Source organism: Acinetobacter lwoffii, assembly GCF_049367455.1.
Lineage (GTDB): Bacteria > Pseudomonadota > Gammaproteobacteria > Pseudomonadales > Moraxellaceae > Acinetobacter > Acinetobacter lwoffii_W.
Map to the genome: position 1 here is coordinate 2,748,493 of NZ_JBMPXW010000001.1, position 18,809 is coordinate 2,767,301.

At 44.3% G+C, this 18,809-nt stretch carries 16 protein-coding genes; 8 read left to right on the plus strand and 8 right to left on the minus strand.

All coding sequences use genetic code 11. The features are described from left to right. Positions 1 to 43 precede the first annotated feature (43 nt). Positions 44 to 388, plus strand: coding sequence for an SMR family transporter (locus ACO1B7_RS13225; protein WP_129716680.1), 345 nt, complete (start codon positions 44 to 46; stop codon positions 386 to 388). Between the two features lie 39 nt (positions 389 to 427). Here ACO1B7_RS13225 and ACO1B7_RS13230 read toward each other — a convergent pair whose 3' ends face one another. From ACO1B7_RS13230 to aceR, 4 genes are all read right to left on the minus strand, one after another. Further along, positions 428 to 1,603 (minus strand): benzoate/H(+) symporter BenE family transporter, encoded by a 1,176-nt coding sequence (locus ACO1B7_RS13230; protein WP_129716682.1) that lies wholly within the window; start codon positions 1,601 to 1,603, stop codon positions 428 to 430. Between the two features lie 109 nt (positions 1,604 to 1,712). Beyond that, positions 1,713 to 2,372, minus strand: coding sequence for a leucine efflux protein LeuE (gene leuE / locus ACO1B7_RS13235; protein WP_129716684.1), 660 nt, complete (start codon positions 2,370 to 2,372; stop codon positions 1,713 to 1,715). Between the two features lie 74 nt (positions 2,373 to 2,446). Next, entirely contained in the window at positions 2,447 to 3,424 is a 978-nt protein-coding gene (gene tal / locus ACO1B7_RS13240; RefSeq protein WP_004645437.1) for a transaldolase, read from the minus strand. A gap of 89 nt (positions 3,425 to 3,513) precedes the next feature. Beyond that, a complete protein-coding gene (aceR, locus tag ACO1B7_RS13245) occupies positions 3,514 to 4,404 on the minus strand; it encodes an HTH-type transcriptional regulator AceR (protein ID WP_004278827.1) in 891 nt (296 codons plus the stop codon). Between the two features lie 98 nt (positions 4,405 to 4,502). Here aceR and aceI point away from each other — a divergent pair, with 98 nt between their 5' ends. Together aceI and ACO1B7_RS13255 are read left to right on the plus strand one after the other, a co-directional pair. After that, a complete protein-coding gene (gene aceI / locus ACO1B7_RS13250) occupies positions 4,503 to 4,940 on the plus strand; it encodes a chlorhexidine efflux PACE transporter AceI (protein WP_004278825.1) in 438 nt (145 codons plus the stop codon). 175 nt (positions 4,941 to 5,115) lie between these two features. Next, positions 5,116 to 7,299, plus strand: a complete 2,184-nt coding sequence (locus ACO1B7_RS13255) for an LVIVD repeat-containing protein (RefSeq protein WP_004731448.1) — start codon at positions 5,116 to 5,118, stop codon at positions 7,297 to 7,299. A 39-nt stretch (positions 7,300 to 7,338) separates the two neighbouring features. On the opposite strand, the gene ACO1B7_RS13260 is transcribed toward ACO1B7_RS13255, so the two are convergent. Together ACO1B7_RS13260 and ACO1B7_RS13265 are read right to left on the minus strand one after the other, a co-directional pair. After that, the gene (locus ACO1B7_RS13260; RefSeq protein ID WP_004729329.1) at positions 7,339 to 8,643 is read right to left on the minus strand and encodes an IS4 family transposase; all 1,305 of its coding nucleotides are present in this window, start codon (positions 8,641 to 8,643) and stop codon (positions 7,339 to 7,341) included. A 112-nt stretch (positions 8,644 to 8,755) separates the two neighbouring features. Then, positions 8,756 to 10,273: an acetyl-CoA C-acetyltransferase gene (locus ACO1B7_RS13265; RefSeq protein ID WP_004278822.1), complete on the minus strand. Its 1,518-nt coding sequence runs from the start codon at positions 10,271 to 10,273 to the stop codon at positions 8,756 to 8,758. A 240-nt stretch (positions 10,274 to 10,513) separates the two neighbouring features. Here ACO1B7_RS13265 and ACO1B7_RS13270 point away from each other — a divergent pair, with 240 nt between their 5' ends. The 5 genes from ACO1B7_RS13270 to dnaX all read left to right on the plus strand — a co-directional run bounded on the left by ACO1B7_RS13270 (position 10,514) and on the right by dnaX (position 17,070). After that, on the plus strand, positions 10,514 to 11,905 hold the full coding sequence (locus ACO1B7_RS13270) for a 3-oxoacyl-ACP reductase (protein ID WP_004278820.1): 1,392 nt from the start codon (positions 10,514 to 10,516) through the stop codon (positions 11,903 to 11,905). Positions 11,906 to 12,102: 197 nt separating this feature from the next. Continuing rightward, the gene (locus ACO1B7_RS13275) at positions 12,103 to 12,957 is read left to right on the plus strand and encodes a MaoC family dehydratase (protein WP_004278819.1); all 855 of its coding nucleotides are present in this window, start codon (positions 12,103 to 12,105) and stop codon (positions 12,955 to 12,957) included. A gap of 59 nt (positions 12,958 to 13,016) precedes the next feature. Continuing rightward, complete coding sequence (locus ACO1B7_RS13280) at positions 13,017 to 14,282, plus strand: serine hydrolase domain-containing protein (RefSeq protein ID WP_005103470.1); 1,266 nt, start codon at positions 13,017 to 13,019, stop codon at positions 14,280 to 14,282. Positions 14,283 to 14,360: 78 nt separating this feature from the next. Further along, on the plus strand, positions 14,361 to 14,804 hold the full coding sequence (locus ACO1B7_RS13285) for a copper resistance protein NlpE N-terminal domain-containing protein (protein ID WP_004278816.1): 444 nt from the start codon (positions 14,361 to 14,363) through the stop codon (positions 14,802 to 14,804). Positions 14,805 to 14,937: 133 nt separating this feature from the next. Then, positions 14,938 to 17,070 carry a DNA polymerase III subunit gamma/tau gene (gene dnaX, locus ACO1B7_RS13290; RefSeq protein WP_004278814.1) on the plus strand — a complete coding sequence of 711 codons (2,133 nt, stop codon included), beginning with the start codon at positions 14,938 to 14,940 and terminating at the stop codon, positions 17,068 to 17,070. A gap of 8 nt (positions 17,071 to 17,078) precedes the next feature. Here the strand turns inward: dnaX and ACO1B7_RS13295 are convergent, their stop codons facing one another. Next, positions 17,079 to 17,513, minus strand: a complete 435-nt coding sequence (locus ACO1B7_RS13295; RefSeq protein WP_004645428.1) for an acyl-CoA thioesterase — start codon at positions 17,511 to 17,513, stop codon at positions 17,079 to 17,081. Between the two features lie 44 nt (positions 17,514 to 17,557). Next, on the minus strand, positions 17,558 to 18,718 hold the full coding sequence (locus ACO1B7_RS13300) for an iron-containing alcohol dehydrogenase (protein ID WP_004278811.1): 1,161 nt from the start codon (positions 18,716 to 18,718) through the stop codon (positions 17,558 to 17,560). Between the last annotated feature and the right edge of the window lie 91 nt (positions 18,719 to 18,809).

The following is an 18,809-nucleotide window of genomic DNA, read 5'->3' on the forward strand; positions in this document are numbered from 1 at the left end:
CGTCCCCACAGCAATCATTGAAAAATAGTTTGGAGTTTAAAAAATGAATCCTGTCTCATGGGCATATTTGTTGTTGGCGTTGGCTATTATTGCCGAAGTGACTGGATCAACATTTTTGGTGAAGTCAGAAGGCTTTACCCGATTATGGCCATCTCTGGCGGTAGTCGTTTTATTCTGTATTGCGTTTTATTTGCTGTCTCAGGTCATTAAAGTAATCCCCTTAGGCATTGCATATGCGATCTGGGCGGTAGTAGGCATCGTTCTTACGGCAATCGTAGGCTATGTAATCTTTAAGCAGGCGCTGGATGTGCCCGCTTTTATCGGGATTGCACTGATCATTTCCGGTGTGGTGGTGATTAACCTGTTTTCCCAAACTGCCGGGCATTAAAAAGGCAGCAAAAGTAATTGCCTCATTTCTACAATAAGCTTACGCCACTTGCGGTTTAAGCTTAAACAGCAAATAAACCGTCAAACCAAGTAGCAGTCCCCAGAAAGCTGAACCAATACCGAAAAACTGAATATTAGAGGCACTAAACAGGAATGTCATCAGTGCTGCTTCACGGTCATGACTGTCCTGAAAAGCCAGCGCGATATTGTGGCCAATGGTGCCAAACAGGGCAATGCCTGCCAATACTGTAATCAGAATCCCCGGAAAAGCCATTAGTACACTGGTCAAGGTCGCAGCAAAAAAACCCATCAGGATATAAAATAGGCCGCAGCTCATACCGGCAATATAACGTTTGGCCGGATCAGGATGCGCTTGGACATCCAGGCTGACCGCCGCACTGATTGCGGCAAGATTGACACTAAAACAGCCAAAGGGCGCCAGCATCGTCTGTGTAATACCCGTCCAGCCTAGAATAGAATTTACTTTCGGCGGATAACCATAACTTTTGATGATGGCCAAGCCAGGCAGGTATTGCGATGCCAGATTAATCACCATTAAAGGTAAGGCCAGTCCTAAAACAGCTTGCAGGCTAAATTCAGGTGTAATCCATACCGGCTGGGCAATACTCCAGTTCAGCTGCGGAATAGTAAAATTAATAAAGAACGGACAGAGGGCAATAGCCATTAACACGGTAATCACGATGCTATAGCGCGTACTCAGTTTTTTGGAAACCAGATAAATCGCCAGTACACAAAGCACGAATTCCCAGGACTGTTGCAGACTGCCAAAGACCGAGATGCCAAATTTTAATAAAACACCTGCCAGCATGGCACTGGTCAAACTTTGTGGAATAAACTGGAAAATTCGCTCGAAAATTCCAAAAAATCCCAGACAGGCAATCAGGATGCCAGAAATCAGAAAAGCGCCAATTGCTTCACCCAGACTATAGTGACCGGCAGAAGCAATGACCAGTGCCAGACCGGCAGTCGACCAGGCGGTTGAAATCGGATAACGATATTTCCAGGAAAGCAAAAATCCAGAAACTCCAATACCTATACCCAGTGCCCATAACCAGGAGCTAATTTGTGCCTGATTAGCACCTAGGCTTTGAGCGGCTTCAATGACCAGTACGGCGGAAACACTAATACCAATCATGCAGGTAATAAAACCGGCCATGACGGCAGGAAAGGAGAGATCTTGTAAAAGTTTTGGCATCATCCATGACACTATTTTTAAATGCGTTTAAATCATACGCTTTTCACGTATCAACACAATGTTTTTAACAATTTTATCCAGAGGTCTGCTGGCTTGAAGCCGGTCAATACTAGAAAGTTGAAGTCGCCAGTTTAAGGCCAAAACCACAAAATAGAATCCCGACCGCCGCGACACAGCTGGCAGTCACTTTATAATTTTGATTGAAATAGGACGCCAGTTTTACACCAGAAAAAATCAGGATTGACAGATAGGTCATACTGATCAATTGCAGGATCAGAGCCAGTAGCGTGAACGTCAGGGCAGGATAAGGATAGGCAGGATCGACAAACTGCACAAAAAAAGACAGATAAAACAGAATCGCTTTGGGATTTAAGATGCTAATCGTAAGTGCGGTACGAAAGGGCTGAATTGATTCAGTAGTATCGGAAGATGTTTTTTTAATCTGGACGCGTTGTGATGACTTTTCCGGAAAGAAAGTCTGGTAGGCCGCAATGATTAGCTTGATACCCAAGTAACTGAGATAGATCGCTCCGATAATTTTCAGTGCAATAAACAGTACCGGGAAGGCATGTAGTAAAGAAGCTGCTCCCAATGCCGTACATATAATCAGGATCAGGTCGCCTGTATATACCCCCAAGGCACCCATATATCCCGTCTTAATCCCAAAGCGCGAAGCAATCGACATGACATACAGGGAATTCGGCCCGGGCAGTAGCACAATCAACGTGGTTCCAATGATAAAGGTCGTTAGATCTGTGATACCAAACACGAAAACTCGCATGAACAAAAAAGCCGATGCGGCATTATAGCAACATCGGCTTGGAGAAATTTGCTAAATTTTCTTTAAATCTCAGTGGTACTCAGGAAAGTTTCACGTAATAAAGCAGCCAGTTGCTCACGGGCTTTAATGAAACCGTCAATGCCGCCTTGCAATAATTCACTGGCCATCGGATCCTGTTTCAGTTGTGCTTCAAAATCGGCAGGGCTGATTGGGCTGAGTTCACCTTGAACTTTAATATCTTTGGCTGAGAGTTGGGCCTGCACTTCACGCTGATCATTTTCCAGTTCGGCCAGCAGGTTTGGTGCTACCGTGAGCAGGTCACAGCCGCTCAAGCCTAGAACCTGATCAATACTGCGGAAGCTGGCACCCATGATTTCAGTCTGAATACCATGCGCTTTATAAAATTCATAAATACGCTTAACCGAAAGTACACCCGGATCTTTTTCAATCGGGTAAGACTCAACGCCTTCAGCTTTTTTGTACCAGTCCAGAATACGGCCGACAAAAGGCGAGATTAATGTTACTTTGGCATCAGCACAGGCATGGGCCTGATGCTGACCAAACAATAAAGTCAGATTGGTATGAATGCCTTGTTCTTCCAGTGCTTTCGCTGCCTGAATGCCTTCCCAGGTAGACGCGATCTTGATCAGAATGCGGTCTGAGTCAATTCCATATTGCGCATAAAGTGCCAGTAACTCTTTGGCTTTGGCAATGGTAGCTTCAGTATTAAAGGACAGCGAAGCATCGACTTCCGTTGAAACACGACCTTCAATCAGTTTTAAGATTTCTACACCAAATTTGACCGTTAAAATATCAATAGTCCGTTCAATCAGAGCGTCATCTGCATAGCCTTCTTGCTGGGCTTGCTGAAAAGCAGCTTCAATCAAGGCCTGATTTTCAGGTTGTTTTGCTGCTGCAGTAATCAGCGATGGATTGGTGGTTGCATCAAGCGGACGAAATTTTTCAATGGCACTCAAATCACTGCTGTCTGCCACAATGGTCGTCAAGTTTTTTAATTGGTTTAATGCAGTTAATGTCATTACGATCTAGTTCTATGGTTATTGCTTATGCTTTCTTATATATCATAAATGGCCGGTTTACCAAGTAGACTGTCGTTGAATTTCTGTGATTAATGCCCGGTTTTACGTTGTTTGCGCAAGTGATTAATCAAAAAATGAGCAGCTGTGCCTAATCGGGTTTCTCTGCTCCAGACCAGATCAACAAAATATTCAAACTTTGGGGTGAAATCGAGCAGGTTGAGAACCTGTAACTGATCTTGCAAATGTGGCTGCTCATTCAGCATTTCGAGTGGCAGAACCCCCCAGCCCAGTCCTTGCTGAATCATGCTGCAAGCCGAATGATGATTGTCGGTGCGCCAGTAATTTCGTGAAAAGAGTAGTTCCGGCTTGATGGTGCGATCCCGACTGGCCACCACAATCTGCCTGTTTTGCAAAATCTGTTCATAACTGACTTGATCGAATTGACTTAGGGGATGCTGTTTGGCGATTACAGCGACCAGTACCTCACGTTTCAATTCCACAAACTGTTCCCGTGTTTCCAGTTGTTCGCGTTCAAACATCAGGGCCAGCTGCGCTGAACCTTCGAACAGCATACGATGTGCATCTTCCTGAGGTGCACTAAATACATTGACTTGCAGTGCAGGAAATTCCTGTTCCAGTAACACGATATAATCGGTCCAACGCGTATGCAGTAATTCTGAAACCACCACAATATTCAGTTCAGATTCCAGGCCTGAACTTAGGGCTTGAGCATGCTGTTTCCACTGATTCATTTCGACCAGAAGTTGCTGGGTTTTTTCATACAATACCTGCGCCTGTGCGGTCGGTTTTGGTTCACGACCTATACGCTGAAACAGTTCTAGATTCAGGTCAATTTCCAGATTGGCAATGGCCATGCTGACTGCGGAAGGTACTTTACCTAGTTGACGGGCAGCCGCAGAGAAAGAACCGGTTTCCATCACAGTTTTAAACATCAGTAGCTGTTCTTGATTAACATTCATAATTTTATCTTTCATTTTTATTGATAGATTCTAACTCGAATAGTCAGATTTAAAGAAATAAAATTCTTGCATCATGTAATGAATTGAGCTGATTTGATATGTTAATTTCCAAAAGAAGGTTGATTCATGCCGCTTTATATGAAGGCATTTTACTGGTCGTGATCGCTGTCCTGCTAAGTACTTTGATGCATATGCCGCTTGAGGTCACAGGTATGCTAGGAATTGCCATGGCTCTGACCTCAGTACTCTGGAACATGTTGTTTAATCACTATTTTGAAAAGTTTGAAGCCAGACATCATTTGAAAAGAACCATTAAAGTGCGAATTGCTCATGCAATTGGCTTTGAAGGCGGTTTGATGCTGGCGACCATTCCGATGGTGGCTTATGCCTTACACATGAGTCTGGCTCAGGCCTTTTTGCTGGACTTAGCTCTAACCCTTTGTATTCTCCTATATACCTTTATTTTTCAGTGGGTTTATGATCATCTAGAAGCCAGACTGGGGCTACAGCCGGATTATCGGAAAATCTCATCATAAAATACGCCATAAAAAATACCACACAGTTCAGACTCCCTTTTCAGAATGCGAAAGGTGAAATATTCAGCGATGAGGACTTGATCAAGTCCTCATTTTTTATGCTCGAACCCAACTGAAAATTAAGCTATAAGACTTTGATTTTTTATTTTAATTTTTAAATTTATTGGGGAATTCAATGCTATTTAGACGAGCGATCTTGTCAGTGTCCATCGTGTTGCTGATGTGGGGTTGTGGGGGTGGAGGAGGTGAGAGCAGTACGCCACAGCAGACGCTGCCGGATCCAGTGACACCCCCCGGTTCGGGTGAGCAACTGAGCAAAATTGCGGAATTTAAGGTTCTGGATGTGGGTTCAGAATTAATAGCAGGGAATTTTGGTCTGAAAACCTGGAATCCCACCGCCATGGTGGTAGAGGGCGATGTTCTTTATATTGCCAACAGCCAGGCAGAATCGAATATTTTGCGTTATGACTTAAAACAAAAACGTGCACTCAGTGCGATTGATCCTACGAAAATTTCGGGTCTGGCCAGAAAATGGGATAGCCTGAATGATCTGGAAATTCAAGCAGGGCGTTTGTATGTGGCCAATTATGGCTCGAACCGAATTGATGTTTTAGATATTAATAGCGAGCAACCGAACTTCATTATGGCACTCGGCACAGGTGTATGGTGGGGCGATGCGCTTAATTACGCGCTGGTACATAGCAATGCGGTGACTGCTGACGATCGCTATGTTTATGTACCTGATATTGAAGGCCGCATTAATGTGTGGCGTCAAAGTGATGTAACGGCGCAAAACCATTTAAAAGCGCGGAAATTTGCACGGCTCAGCTTGCCGGGCTGTGCGCGCAACTGTAATGCACGCATGGAAGTCATAGGTGATTATCTGTATACCAGCCTGCCGGATGGTATGACCTATGTCCACGATATCAATCAGATTCAGGAAAATGGAAATAATATTGCACCCATTTTAACAGAAACCAATTTGTCGGCAGTCATGCATCGCCATAATGATGGCTTGGTTTATGTGTCACGGAATGATGGCACTGTAGAAAGCTACCGGGAAAAATCTTTTAACTTGGAGTCTATCTTACCCAATAAAAGTGTGGATACCTTCCGAGATTATATTTTAAAAGGGCAAAACCAGAGCAGCCAACTGGCCAAGGCCAGTGATCTTTATATTTATGGTCAGAATTTGCTGCACATGGCCAATCAGAAAATTTATATTCTGCCAATGCTGACCCTGCAACAGAATAAATCCACCCAGCTAAACCAAGCTATGATTTTAACCGAATCTAAAGCACGCGAGAGAAGCCGTGTCTTGCAGGATGGTGAATCATGGGAAACCTTGACCAATAGCAGCCAGCGTTATGTCTATATGGACAAGATTTTATCGGCAACCCTAAATGGCAATCGCCTGCATTTGAAAAGCTACAGTGCTGTCCCTGTACGTGATTTGCAGATTCGTGCCAAGATTAAAAACTCAGAAGACTGGGTGATTCTGGCGAAGCTGGATCAGTTGACGCCATTTTCGAATGCCAGCTTTGATCTCAAGTTGACCGATCAATCCCGTTTCCCGTTGCTCGATGGCACAGGCTCGATCCAGCTAGCAGGTCTGAGTCAGACCACGCAAAATCCAAGCAATATTTTTGATCTGAAAATTAGCTCTGAGACTGATGAGCACGTCAAAAAGCTGAACCAGATTAAAGCCAAATGGAAAATTTATTTCGGTACCTATGATGAACCGAACAAATGGTGTCGTATTACGCCGGTCTATGCCCGGGAATGGGTCATGATGATGACCAATCTGGCCTATATGCTGAGTACTCCAGAATTTGAAACCTTATGGTTTAACCATAAAGCAGTCATGGGACACGATTTTTTTGGCAATCATGGTCAGGTAGAAGGACCGAATGGTTTCTTTCAGCCAGAAGATTATGTCCGGATCTATCGGGAAATTCTTAACCGCAATGAAATTAATCTTGGTATTACCAATATGGGCGGTGGTCTAGGTGGGGGTGCAGTCTTGGGGGTAGATACATGGTTGTTCTATGGCCATTACAGATTATCTGGCTATCGAATTGTTGCACATGAATTTGGTCATCATTGGGGCGGGCATAATAGTGCATGGGCCATGTCGAATTATGGCTTTGAAGCTATGGTCGATTGGTTAAACTTCTATTTCCAGCGCCGTCCAGGTTCAATTCCTTATATGGACCCAAATGTGAATGCTTTTCACTTGACGCCGGACAGCGCACTTTGTCAGGGTGTGAACCAGAATATGGTGAAAGGCGTGGCATCGACTGCACCATGGAATAAAGTAGATGAGTATTTTAAAAATAACCCGATGCCAAATCAATAAGTCATAAAAAAGCCCCTCATTTGAGGTAATGCCAGTCAGTTAAGAAATTGACTGGCATTTTCTTGGGTATTTCTGTGGTTTTCCTTTCACAACTCGTGGGCAACTTCTAACCCTCCTCTCAGGCAACACATACCTCTTAGATTTCTCCAGTAAACTTTCTAGATGTTTAGGTAAATTCCCTGCGGAGTCTAAAGAGTCAAATCTTAATATATTCAGGATACCGATAGATGCAATATGAAAGCTGATTCTCAAAGGACTGACTTTTGCTCGTTGAGCCATATGTTTCATTTGTCTTCTTAGAATATTATAGGCAATGAAGACCCCCCATAATTCTTGATAAATTAAATCAGGTTGCTTGCTCCTCAAATGCTTGCCTTCCTGTAAATCACTTTTGATTTCTCGGTAACACATTTCTATTTCCCAGCGCTGGGCATAAAGCTTCGCCAAGCCTATCAGTGGATATGCCTTTGAATCCATTAATGAAGTGATATAACGTCTAATTTTCCCTGCCTGCTCAACTTCAATCAAACGCGCTTCCCAATATTCTCCTAATGATGGATTTAGCTTCCTGGCTCTAGCTGAAAGAGGCATTTTGATTTGAAAGTCATGCGGGGAATTACGTTTAATGATCTCATAGCGTAAATTATCTTTTGCTCTCATTAACCAATGACTGGCTTCTACTCGTGTTTGCCAGTCAATCAAGAAATCAGCAGAGAAATAGGCTCGATCAAACAAGGTAATACTATGCGATGGAGGACATAATCGATTTGCCAGTGTAAGTTCACCCTGATCCATGCTACCTATTTGGGCATCAATGATTTCATGGGTGCTGGTATTTACCAGGCAGGTTGCTCTCACTTGTGGATAAGGGGCTGCAGCGGTTTTACCCTTAGATGAGCCAAAGTGTTCAAAATTCTCGTCTGTATAAGGCATAGACCAAACCACCCCGTCAACAGCACATACACTAAGGCCATGAAAGTTTGAGTATTGCTGTTGGGATTCTTCAAACCAGGCTTGGCTGAGTAGAGAAAACAAGGTATTCAAGGGCTCTCGTCCTAAACGTTGTCGTGCTTGCACTGCTGCACTGGGGACACAATATTCTGTTGTACCAAACACAAGTTTTAGTTGCTCTACGACATACCCGATCGGTTGATCTCGAAATAGGGCAAGCCCAATTACCAGCCATACCACATGTTCGGCAGGTAATTTTCTTCTCCTGATAGAAGCCTTACCTGTTTGATGTAGGCTTTCTTTAATCCAGTTTAAATCAATGAGTTCACTGAAATGGCTGAGTGAAGGCAAAGAATGTTGAAGGGTGCAATCTAAATTTTCAGATAAAGTCATAAAAAAAATGAGCGTATTGGCATACACTCATTTTTACTACATTTTTCTAATGTCTGCTTAACTGACTGGCATTACTCATTTGAGGGGCTTTTTAATTAGATCGGTCAACGGATTATTTTTCAATAATCGCCGTTACACCTTGACCACCGGCTGCACAGATCGACACCAGTACGCGGCCTGAACCTTTCTGGTTAATCAGTTTTGCTGCTGTCGCAATGATACGACCGCCAGTTGCTGCAAACGGGTGACCGGCAGCAAGTGATGAACCTTTCACGTTCAGTTTGGCACGGTCAATTGAACCCAGTGGAGCGTCTAAACCTAAACGCTCTTTACAGAATTTCGGATCTTCCCAAGCTTTCAGCGTAGACAATACTTGAGATGCAAAAGCTTCATGAATTTCATAATAGTCGAAGTCTTGCAGTTTCAGACCGGCACGCTCTAGCATACGTGGTACTGCATAAGCAGGCGCCATCAACAGGCCTTCTTTTTTCTCGACAAAGTCAACTGCAGCAGTTTCCTGGAAAGTCAGGTAAGCCAATACTTCATGACCATTTGCCTTCGCCCATTCTTCAGAAGCCAAGAGCACGCAAGAAGCACCATCTGTTAGCGGCGTAGAGTTACCCGCAGTCATGGTACGGGCATCGCCCTTACCAAAGGCCGGCTTTAATTTCGCCAGTTTTTCAACACTTGAGTCCGCACGCAGGTTATTGTCACGTTGAAGACCCAAGAATGGTGTGATCAGGTCATCAAAGAAACCTTCTTCATACGCTGCAGCCATTTTCTGGTGTGAAGATGCAGCAAGTTCATCCTGTGCTTCACGGGAAATTCCCCATTCCAGTGTAGTAATCGCCTGATGATCACCCATAGACAGACCTGTACGCGGCTCACCATTTTTTGGTGCATCCATAAGGTCTTTCACATTGATTTTGGTCAGTGCTTTCAAACGGTCTTTTGCAGTTTTCGCAATGTTTAGCTCAAGTAATGCTTTACGTAAACCGTCACCAAAAGCAATCGGTGCATCAGAAGTCGTATCTACACCACCTGCAATGCCTACTTCGATTTGACCTAAAGCAATCTTGTTGGCAACAAGAAATGCCGCTTGCAAACCAGTACCACATGCCTGCTGGATGTCATAAGCAGGCGTTTCAGGTGCAAGGGCAGTATTTAGTACACATTCACGGGTCATATTGAAGTCACGGCTGTGTTTCAGTACTGCACCCGCAACCACTTCACCTAAGCGTTGACCTTGCAGATTAAAGCGTTCAACTAGGCCGTTCAGGGTTGCTGTAAACATGTCAGTATTGGATGCCGTAAAGTAAGCACCATTAGAACGTGCAAATGGAATGCGGTTACCACCGATAATCGCAACGCGGCGAACTGTATTTTGGCTCATGTTTGGTTCCTGTAGAACAGAAGTCTGTGTTGTAGAGGTTGAATCTTTTTCAGATGAAGTCGTATTTTTGGCACGGGCAGGTGTGCTCCGTGTACGCGTGGTTTTAGTCGGACTTTTTTCTGTCCCAGTGGCTGTGTCAGTATTTTTAGTGCTACGCTTAGCGCGCGTTGATGGTTTTGACACAGTTTCTGTCGCAGAGTTCTCGACTGCTGGATTTTCTTGAGTTGTTTTGCTCATAAGGCTTTACCAGGCAAATAGATCGTCTTCTTGGTGTTTACATTAGCATAGAAGAGGATAGGCTGTATTGACTACAATGACATTACAGACTGCGCTCAGGTCAAGTCATCTGCCTGTTATCTCAAGTATGATTGGGCGGAATCTGGCGGATCTATTGAAATATATGTGTCTGGCATCATATTGAAGTTTAAGGATAACTTTAGATCAACCAAAAATTAATTTGTATGAGAGATAATAAACATGACTGATCAGTACCAAACTTTTGCAAAATCTCCTATTGGTAAATTTGTCATTAAAAATTTGGGTCTGCCATCCCCAACTTCTTTAGACCGTTTTGAGTCTGCTACGCCAGTGGTAAAAGGCGCAGTATTATTGGGTGCAGCACCAGCAAGTCCATTGACGGGTGCTATTGCTCAGGTTCTGGCAAATATTCATGCCAACAGCTATGCAGGTAATAATGCTGAGTTGCAACAGGCGGCTGCAGCATCCGGGCTGAATCTGGGTGCATTTAACCCGGGCGATAAAGAATCAAAATTCAAGGTCGTTATTTTTGATGCTTCAGGGATCGAAAATTCAGAACAGTTAAAATCACTTTATGATTTCTTTAACCCGATTGCACGTCAGATCCAGAGTTCGGGCCGTGTGGTGATTGTGGGGACTACACCTGAAACAGCAAAATCGGTGAGCCAGGCGATTGCTCAACGTGCACTGGAAGGTTTCGTGAAATCAGTGGCTAAAGAATTCAAAAAAGGTATCGCAGCAAACCTGATCTATGTCGATGCAGGTGCTGAAGCAAATCTTGAATCTGCATTACGTTTTACGATTTCGCCGCGTTCTGCCTATGTTTCTGGTCAGGTGATCCGTGTTTCACCAGCTGAAAAAGTAGACGTAGACTGGACCAAGCCATTAGCGGGTAAAACTGCGGTTGTGACAGGCGCAAGCCGTGGTATTGGTGAAGCGATTGCCCATGTATTGGCACGTGATGGCGCACATGTCATCTGTCTGGATGTTCTACAACAGCAGGCTGACCTTGATCGTGTAGCTAGTGAGATCGGCGGTTCTACCTTGGCTATTGACATTACAGCTGCAGATGCAGGTGAAAAGATCAAGGCAGCGGCAGTTGAGCATGGTGGTCTGGATATTATTGTACATAATGCCGGAATTACCCGTGACAAGACCTTGGCCAATATGAAGCCTGAGCTGTGGGATCTGGTGATTAATATCAACTTGTCTGCAATAGAACGCGTGAATGATTATTTAATTTCCCACGATGGTCTAAATGCCAATGGCCGTATTATCTGTGTATCCTCAATTTCAGGGATTGCAGGTAACCTGGGTCAAACCAACTATGCAGCGTCTAAAGCGGGTGTGATTGGTGTGGTGAAATTCACAGCACCAACTTTAAAAAATGGTATAACCATTAATGCCGTTGCACCGGGCTTTATCGAAACACAAATGACGGCTGCGATTCCATTTGCGATCCGTGAAGCGGGCCGCCGTATGAATTCGATGAGTCAAGGCGGTCTACCTGTCGATGTTGCAGAAACGATTGCAATGTTTGCTGCTACTGCATCAACAGGTTTAAATGGCAACGTGATACGTGTATGTGGTCAAAGTCTTTTAGGGGCTTAATTTAAAATCCCCCTAAATCCCCCTTTGAAAAGGGGGAGATATCCCTCTCCTTTAATGGAGAGGGTTAGGGAGAGGTAAAAATTAAATTAAAAAGGGGATGAATTGACCCTCATCCCAGCCTTCTCCCTGAGCCATATATGGTGCAAGAGAAGGCGCTTTTAGACAAATTGAAATAATAAAATTTCCAAAGGTTCAGTATGAATACGCGCCATTTTAGTCAACTTCCAAAACCTTATTTAGCCTATCCAAAAGTGATTCAAGGCTTGATTTTTAAAAAGCCGAAAGCTGAAAAAGTTCTACCGCAAGTTGAATATGTGGTGGATTCATTCAAGGTCGATCAAAAACATCTTAAAGCTTATAATGAAGTCTGCGGCTTTAAAAATAATGGTTATATTCCAGCAATCTATCTGACGGTGCTTTCACAAAGTCTGCAAATGCACATGATGACTTCAGAAGCATTTCCGTTTCCGATTTTGGGTTTGGTACATATCCGCAATCAAGTCAAGCAATACCGTAAAGTCGGTGTGAATGAGACTTTGACGCTGTCATGTAAGTTTGGCGAATTGCAGCCGCACGATAAAGGCGTGCAGTTTGATTTCATTACTACAGTCAAAGTGGGAGACGAGGTCGTAGTTGAAGCATTGACGACTTATCTGTCACGTCAAAAGACCAATGCTAAAGCTGCTGCCAAACCTGCAGAAAGCCAAGCACCAGAATATACACTCAATAATGAATGGAACATCTCGGAAAATACTGGTCGCCGTTATGCCATGACCTCAGGTGATTTTAACCTGATCCATATTCATGCAGTCACAGCGAAAGCCTTTGGCTTTAAACAGGCAATTGCACATGGTATGTGGAGCAAGGCCAAAGCACTGGCGAATCTGTCATTGCCAGATGCCTATGAAGCTGATGTTTGGTTCAAGTTGCCGATGTACTTGCCATCTAAAGTCGAGTTCCTGACGGCACAGGCAGCGAATGAGACAGATTTCCTGATTCGAAACAGTAAGAATCAAAAACCGCATGTCACCGGTCATATTAAAGCGATTTAAATCTGAATCAAAAGCCTAAACCCGATTTAGGCTTTTTCATTTTAAGGGATCAATATTCTATGGATAGAATGATGCAGCCAATTAAAGATTATCTGTTTGCTGATCAGCACAATTATCAGGGCAATGTCGATGAGCATTTTAGCGATCTTGCCCGTCAGTTTAGCCGTTTGCAGGATGCACGTACCGAACAGGGTGGTGCTGCTCTGGTAGTGTATTTTGAAGGACAGAAAGTCGTTGATATTTATACCGGTAAAAAATCTTTAACTGAAAATTGGCAACCCGATACCATGTCGCTGTGTTACTCCACAGGCAAAGGTGTGCTAGCGACTTTGGCGCACATTCTGGTGAGTCAAGGTTATCTGGATTATGATCGACCGGTTGCAGAATACTGGCCTGAATTTGCACAAAAGGGTAAAGAAAATATTACTCTGGCGCATATGCTCAGTCATCAAAGCGGACTGTTTGATATCCGTAATCTCATTGATGATGCCACTGAAATGGCCGACTGGTCACAGATGCTGGACCGGATTGCGGCAGCTGAACCACGATTTCAGGTTGCAACCGATGCTGCTTACCAACCGCTGACTTTTGGCTGGCAAGTAGGTGGTGTACTGGAAAAAGCGACTGGTAAAAAACTGGGTGAACTGATGCAGGAATATCTGGTACAGCCACTACAGTTAAATGGTGCTTATTTTAGCGTACCGACGCATGAGTTAGCTCGGGTGGCCTTACCTATTTTAAAGCCTAAAACAACTAAGTCTCAAACACAAACTGCGAAAAAAACTGTGTCAAGGCAACCCAGCCTGATGGAACGAGCATTGGTATGGAGTGGTCAGAGTCCACAGGATTTTCAGGATGCCATGATTCCTAAGGGCATGAAGAACTTTAGTTTCTTTAGTCATGAGGGTCTACAGGCCATTATTCCGTCTGCTAATGGAGTATTTACCGCAGAGAGTCTGGCAAAAATCTATGCCATGCTGGCCAGTCGTGGTGAATGGCAAGGACAGCAACTGATCTCGCAGGAGGTATTCCAGCGACTTAGTCAGGTGCAATACAAAACAAGAGATCGGGTCATGCCTTTACCGATGCACTGGCGCTTGGGTTACCACCGTGTTCTCACTTTAGGAAAAGCCTCTAAAGGTTTTGGTCATATGGGCTTTAATGGCTCTGGTGCCTGGTGTGACCCTGAACGGAATTTAAGTTTTGCCTATACGCATAATTTCCCGACAGGTTCATTAACCGGAGATTACCGTCTTTGGGGCCTGACGCAGGAAACCTTGCGCTGTGCGGATGCGGTACTGACCGGCCGCAAAGGCTGGCGCTAAATATCCCTGATTTGGGAGTTTAGCCCGTCAGACAAATATGCTATTTTGTCGCGCAGTCCATGGCTATGGTGTGAAGTAATGAAAAAAGTGCTGGTGATTCCTTTGGTCGCAAGCAGTGCGTTGTTCGGATGTCAGGATCCGAATCAGCCGGCTGCAAAAACGGTGATGGAAGCCAAAGCTCAGATTCCTGCCTGGGTCGGGAGTTATCAGGGCACGACGCCATGTATGGGATGTTTTTCAAGTTGTGAAGATTGTCCAGGCATGGCAGTGGCCTTGACCTTGAATGAAGATCAGACCTTTACTTTACAGCGTGAAAGTTTAAGTGGACATAATGAAATTGAAACGATGAGCGGGCAGATTCGGTTTCAGGATGAATCACAACAAAAGATTGAACTACTGAATGTCGATACCCGAAATCTGCTCTATGTCGATCTGAAAAAGCATGTTTTGGAAATTCGTGAAGATCAAACAGGCAAACGCTACCAAATGCAAAGTGACTTTATCCTGTTTGAATCGGTCTAATTTTAAAAAAGCATCTGTTTTATATCCCTTTTTCAATGATTTTGATCAAGGGATTTTTATTCTTTATAAACCGGCATTCATTTCACTATTTTATAAAAAAACAGTATGCTTAGACCTGTAAAAAGGAGCATACATGTATCAAGTACTTGCGCGAAAATACCGTCCTCGTAATTTTAATGAATTGGTGGGGCAAAACCATGTATCACGTGCTTTAACCAGCGCGCTCGAACGTGGCCGTTTGCATCATGCCTATTTGTTTACGGGAACGCGTGGTGTCGGAAAAACCACGATTGCACGTATTTTGGCGAAGTGCTTGAACTGCGAGACCGGTATTACCTCGACGCCTTGTGAGGTCTGTGCGACCTGTACCGCAGTCAATGAAGGTCGTTTTATTGATTTAATCGAAATCGATGCAGCATCACGCACCAAGGTCGAAGATACCCGCGAGCTGCTCGACAATGTTCCTTATGCACCGACTCAAGGCCGCTTTAAGGTCTACCTGATCGATGAAGTGCACATGCTGTCCACGCATTCTTTCAATGCGCTGTTAAAGACGCTGGAAGAACCGCCAGAACATGTCAAATTTCTGTTTGCAACCACTGATCCGCAAAAACTGCCAATTACCGTAATTTCTCGCTGTCTGCAATTTACTTTGCGTCCATTGGCAGTCGATGAAATTACCGAACATCTGGGCAATATTCTTAGCAAAGAAAGCATTCAGTCTGATCAGGATGCGATCTGGCAGATTGCTGAATCTGCGCAAGGTTCTCTGCGTGATGCCTTGTCTCTGACCGATCAGGCGATTGCCTATGGTCAGGGTGTGATTCAGCATCAGGATGTCAAAGACATGCTCGGTCTGATTGACCGCACCATTATTTATGACCTGATTCTGGCGATTCACCAGAACCAGAAAGCGCATGTCAGTCAGTTATTGCTACAGTTCCGTCAGCAAGCTCTGGATGTGTCACTAGTGCTCGATCAGTTGATTTCGACGTTGCATGAACTAGCCTTATTGCAGTACCTGCCAGATCTGAGTCTGAAATATAGTGCTGAGATCAATCAAAAAATTATGCAATTATCCGGTCTGATTTCTGCTCAGGATCTGCAACTTTATTATCAGATTGCCTATAAGGGTCGTGCCGATTTACAGCTTGCAGTTACGCAGGAACAAGGCTTTGAGATGACGGTGCTACGCTTACTGGCTTTCCGTCCATTACAACCAAGTGAAATTCCAGTAATGCAGGAGACTGCATCGCAACAGGCAACAACCCATACAACACGTCTACAGCCACCTGTTCAGACACAACTTCAATCTGAATCAATAGAAACACAATCATTGGAGGCAGAACCGGTATTTGATGATTTCTCTCTGGACGATGGGACAGATGAGGAGATTGATGTTGCATCAGCGTCTGGGCCTTCTTCGGATGATTTTCTCGATGAAGAAGAGCCAACCAGCATCACTGCACCTGAATCTGTCCAGCCCGTAGTAATTCAGACCACCATTGAAGAAGTGCAGTCTAGTGATCAAATTGTTTTTGATCCAAATGATGATAAAGGCCTATTTGGTTTTGATGAAATCGAGAGTACGCCAGAAGCACCGGCTACTAGCAACAGTTCGGATGATTTCCTGCTTGAAGAGTTTATTCCTGCAGATGCCGTCATTCCTGCTGAGCCAGTACAAGAGACCATGTCTGCTGATGAGGAATTTAGTCTTGCTGCACCGGAAATAGAGCTTTCACAGGAAACAACCGATCAGCCTGCTCTTGAAAATACAGCGTCGGTTCAGCCAGTTGCACAGACAGCTTTGCTGGAAGATATTTCCCAAGATGTAAATACGCAGAATCTGATGCCACAGGATATTTTAAAAATACCTGAGCAAACCTTAGAAGGCGAGTGGAGCGTAGAAAAATGGGAATACTGGTTCCGTAATAGCCAACTTTCTCCAGCGGTACAGGAACTGGCACAGTATGGCGTCATGACTGGCCAGATGAATGGAGAATCCGTTTTCCATATTCCTGAACAGTACCAGCAGTTGCTGACCCAGTTGCAACATAATCTGGAAGCTGCTTTGCAACAGCAATGGCCGCAAACTAACTTCCAGGTGAAATTTGAAAATGTGGACCAGTTAACACCATATACCATGCAGCATCAGCGTAAGGCACGTGCCTTTAAACGTGCCGAAGAATTGTTACATGCTGAACCGGCCGTACGTGATCTGCTACAGCAGTTTGACGGTGAACTGCAAAATATTCAGCTGAAATAGGCTGGATGTTAAGTCACAACAAATCGAGATAAAGCATCCCGCATTTCAACTGGAATCGGGGTGCTTTTTCGTGTCTCACGATCGACAAATACATGGACAAAATTGCCTTGTGCAGCGGCTGTATCCGAGTTGCGTTTAAAAATAGCCAGATCATAGCTGAGCGATGAATTTCCCATGCTTTCAATGGCTACGCCCACTTCAATAATTTCCGGATAAGACAGTTCCTGATTAAACTGACAGTTGGAGCTGACGACCAGTCCAATCATGGGTGAATATTTTGGGTCAAAAGCAGCTTCCTGAATCAGCAGGGCATTGGCGGCGGTATCAAAATAACTGTAATAAGTCACATTGTTGACATGGCCGTACAGATCATTGTCTGCCCAACGGGTTTGAATGGGCAGGAAAAAAGTATAGTGTTCACGCTGTTTGATGGTGGCTTTCATCACTATTCAGTCCTCAGCTAGATAAGGCTTAGGTGGAAATTGATCTAGGAATAGATCGCCTGATAAATCTGATAAGCATCCTCCACCTTGAGTTCACGTGGATTATTCTGCAACAGCCGGCTTTGTTGCATCGCATCTTCTGCCATCACCTGCAGTATATGTTCTGGAACATTCAACTGATTTAGTTTTAGAGTCAAACCGCTTTGCATCAGATGATTATTAAAATGATCAATAAACAGATCGGTCAGGCCATCATGGCAACCTTTACTACGGGGATCCAGCCAGGTCATCAATTCCGCATAGAGCTGTTTGGCCGCTGGCGCATTAAACTTTAATACTTCAGTTAGAACCAGTGCATTGCTATGCCCATGCGAAAGATGAAAATGTCCACCCAGTGGATAAGCCAGCGCATGTACGGCAGCGACTGGTGCATTGGCAAAGGCTTGTCCGGCCAGCATGGAACCGACCAGCATATTTTGGCGGGCATCTAAATCATGACCGTTTTGCAGTACACGTTGCAGATTGGCATTCAGTAATCTTAAAGCCTGTTTGGCCAGCATATCCGAATAAGGATTTTTCTTGTGTTTTGAGGTATAGGCTTCAATGGCATGTACCATGGCATCAATGCCGGTGGCGGCAGTGATCTGTGCTGGAAGATTCTGGGTAAATGTTGCATCCAGAATGGCAATATCTGCAAAAAGGATCGGTGCCACAATACCGGTTTTAGTGGTTTCACCTGTGGTGACAATCGAAATCGGCGTCACTTCTGAACCTGTTCCAGCCGTAGTTGGTACCAGAATTAAAGCTAAACGCGGTCCGGTGGCATTATCAACGCCATACAGATCAGACAATGTCTGATGCTGTTCAGGATGCGCCAAAATTGCAATGAGTTTGGCCACATCCATCGAGCTGCCACCACCAAAGCCCAGCACCACATCAATATTTTCCTGTTTTGCAAAAGCCACCGCTTCAAGCACCACTGTATCGGGCGGATCGGCCTGAACATCCGAGTAAATCACATACTCCAGTCCGGCAGATTCAATAATATCCAGAATCGGCAGATGTAATTGCTCCTTCAGCATACCCGGGTCAGTCACCAGTAGAAGACGGCGATAACGGCCATTTTTTAGAATTTTAAATAATTCCTGAATCGTGCCTAGTCCGGCAATGATATTGGGGACGGTTTGAAACTGAAAACGATTCATGGCGATATCCTTGATTTTTTTATTGCAAATACGAGATTATTCTATGGTTGTAAGATAGGAATCAGTATATAAATAACTTAACATAAGAATC

Excerpts from the sequence above, each read along its gene's own strand:
- ACO1B7_RS13275 (WP_004278819.1), top strand. The coding sequence starts at position 12,103 with ATGAATACGCGCCATTTTAGTCAACTTCCAAAACCTTATTTAGCCTAT.
- aceR (WP_004278827.1), bottom strand. The coding sequence starts at position 4,404 with ATGAATGTTAATCAAGAACAGCTACTGATGTTTAAAACTGTGATGGAA.
- ACO1B7_RS13280 (WP_005103470.1), top strand. The coding sequence starts at position 13,017 with ATGGATAGAATGATGCAGCCAATTAAAGATTATCTGTTTGCTGATCAG.
- ACO1B7_RS13265 (WP_004278822.1), bottom strand. The coding sequence starts at position 10,273 with ATGAGCAAAACAACTCAAGAAAATCCAGCAGTCGAGAACTCTGCGACA.
- ACO1B7_RS13230 (WP_129716682.1), bottom strand. The coding sequence starts at position 1,603 with ATGCCAAAACTTTTACAAGATCTCTCCTTTCCTGCCGTCATGGCCGGT.
- ACO1B7_RS13225 (WP_129716680.1), top strand. The coding sequence starts at position 44 with ATGAATCCTGTCTCATGGGCATATTTGTTGTTGGCGTTGGCTATTATT.
- ACO1B7_RS13270 (WP_004278820.1), top strand. The coding sequence starts at position 10,514 with ATGACTGATCAGTACCAAACTTTTGCAAAATCTCCTATTGGTAAATTT.
- dnaX (WP_004278814.1), top strand. The coding sequence starts at position 14,938 with ATGTATCAAGTACTTGCGCGAAAATACCGTCCTCGTAATTTTAATGAA.
- aceI (WP_004278825.1), top strand. The coding sequence starts at position 4,503 with ATGTTAATTTCCAAAAGAAGGTTGATTCATGCCGCTTTATATGAAGGC.
- ACO1B7_RS13260 (WP_004729329.1), bottom strand. The coding sequence starts at position 8,643 with ATGACTTTATCTGAAAATTTAGATTGCACCCTTCAACATTCTTTGCCT.
- ACO1B7_RS13255 (WP_004731448.1), top strand. The coding sequence starts at position 5,116 with ATGCTATTTAGACGAGCGATCTTGTCAGTGTCCATCGTGTTGCTGATG.
- ACO1B7_RS13300 (WP_004278811.1), bottom strand. The coding sequence starts at position 18,718 with ATGAATCGTTTTCAGTTTCAAACCGTCCCCAATATCATTGCCGGACTA.
- tal (WP_004645437.1), bottom strand. The coding sequence starts at position 3,424 with ATGACATTAACTGCATTAAACCAATTAAAAAACTTGACGACCATTGTG.
- ACO1B7_RS13285 (WP_004278816.1), top strand. The coding sequence starts at position 14,361 with ATGAAAAAAGTGCTGGTGATTCCTTTGGTCGCAAGCAGTGCGTTGTTC.
- ACO1B7_RS13295 (WP_004645428.1), bottom strand. The coding sequence starts at position 17,513 with ATGAAAGCCACCATCAAACAGCGTGAACACTATACTTTTTTCCTGCCC.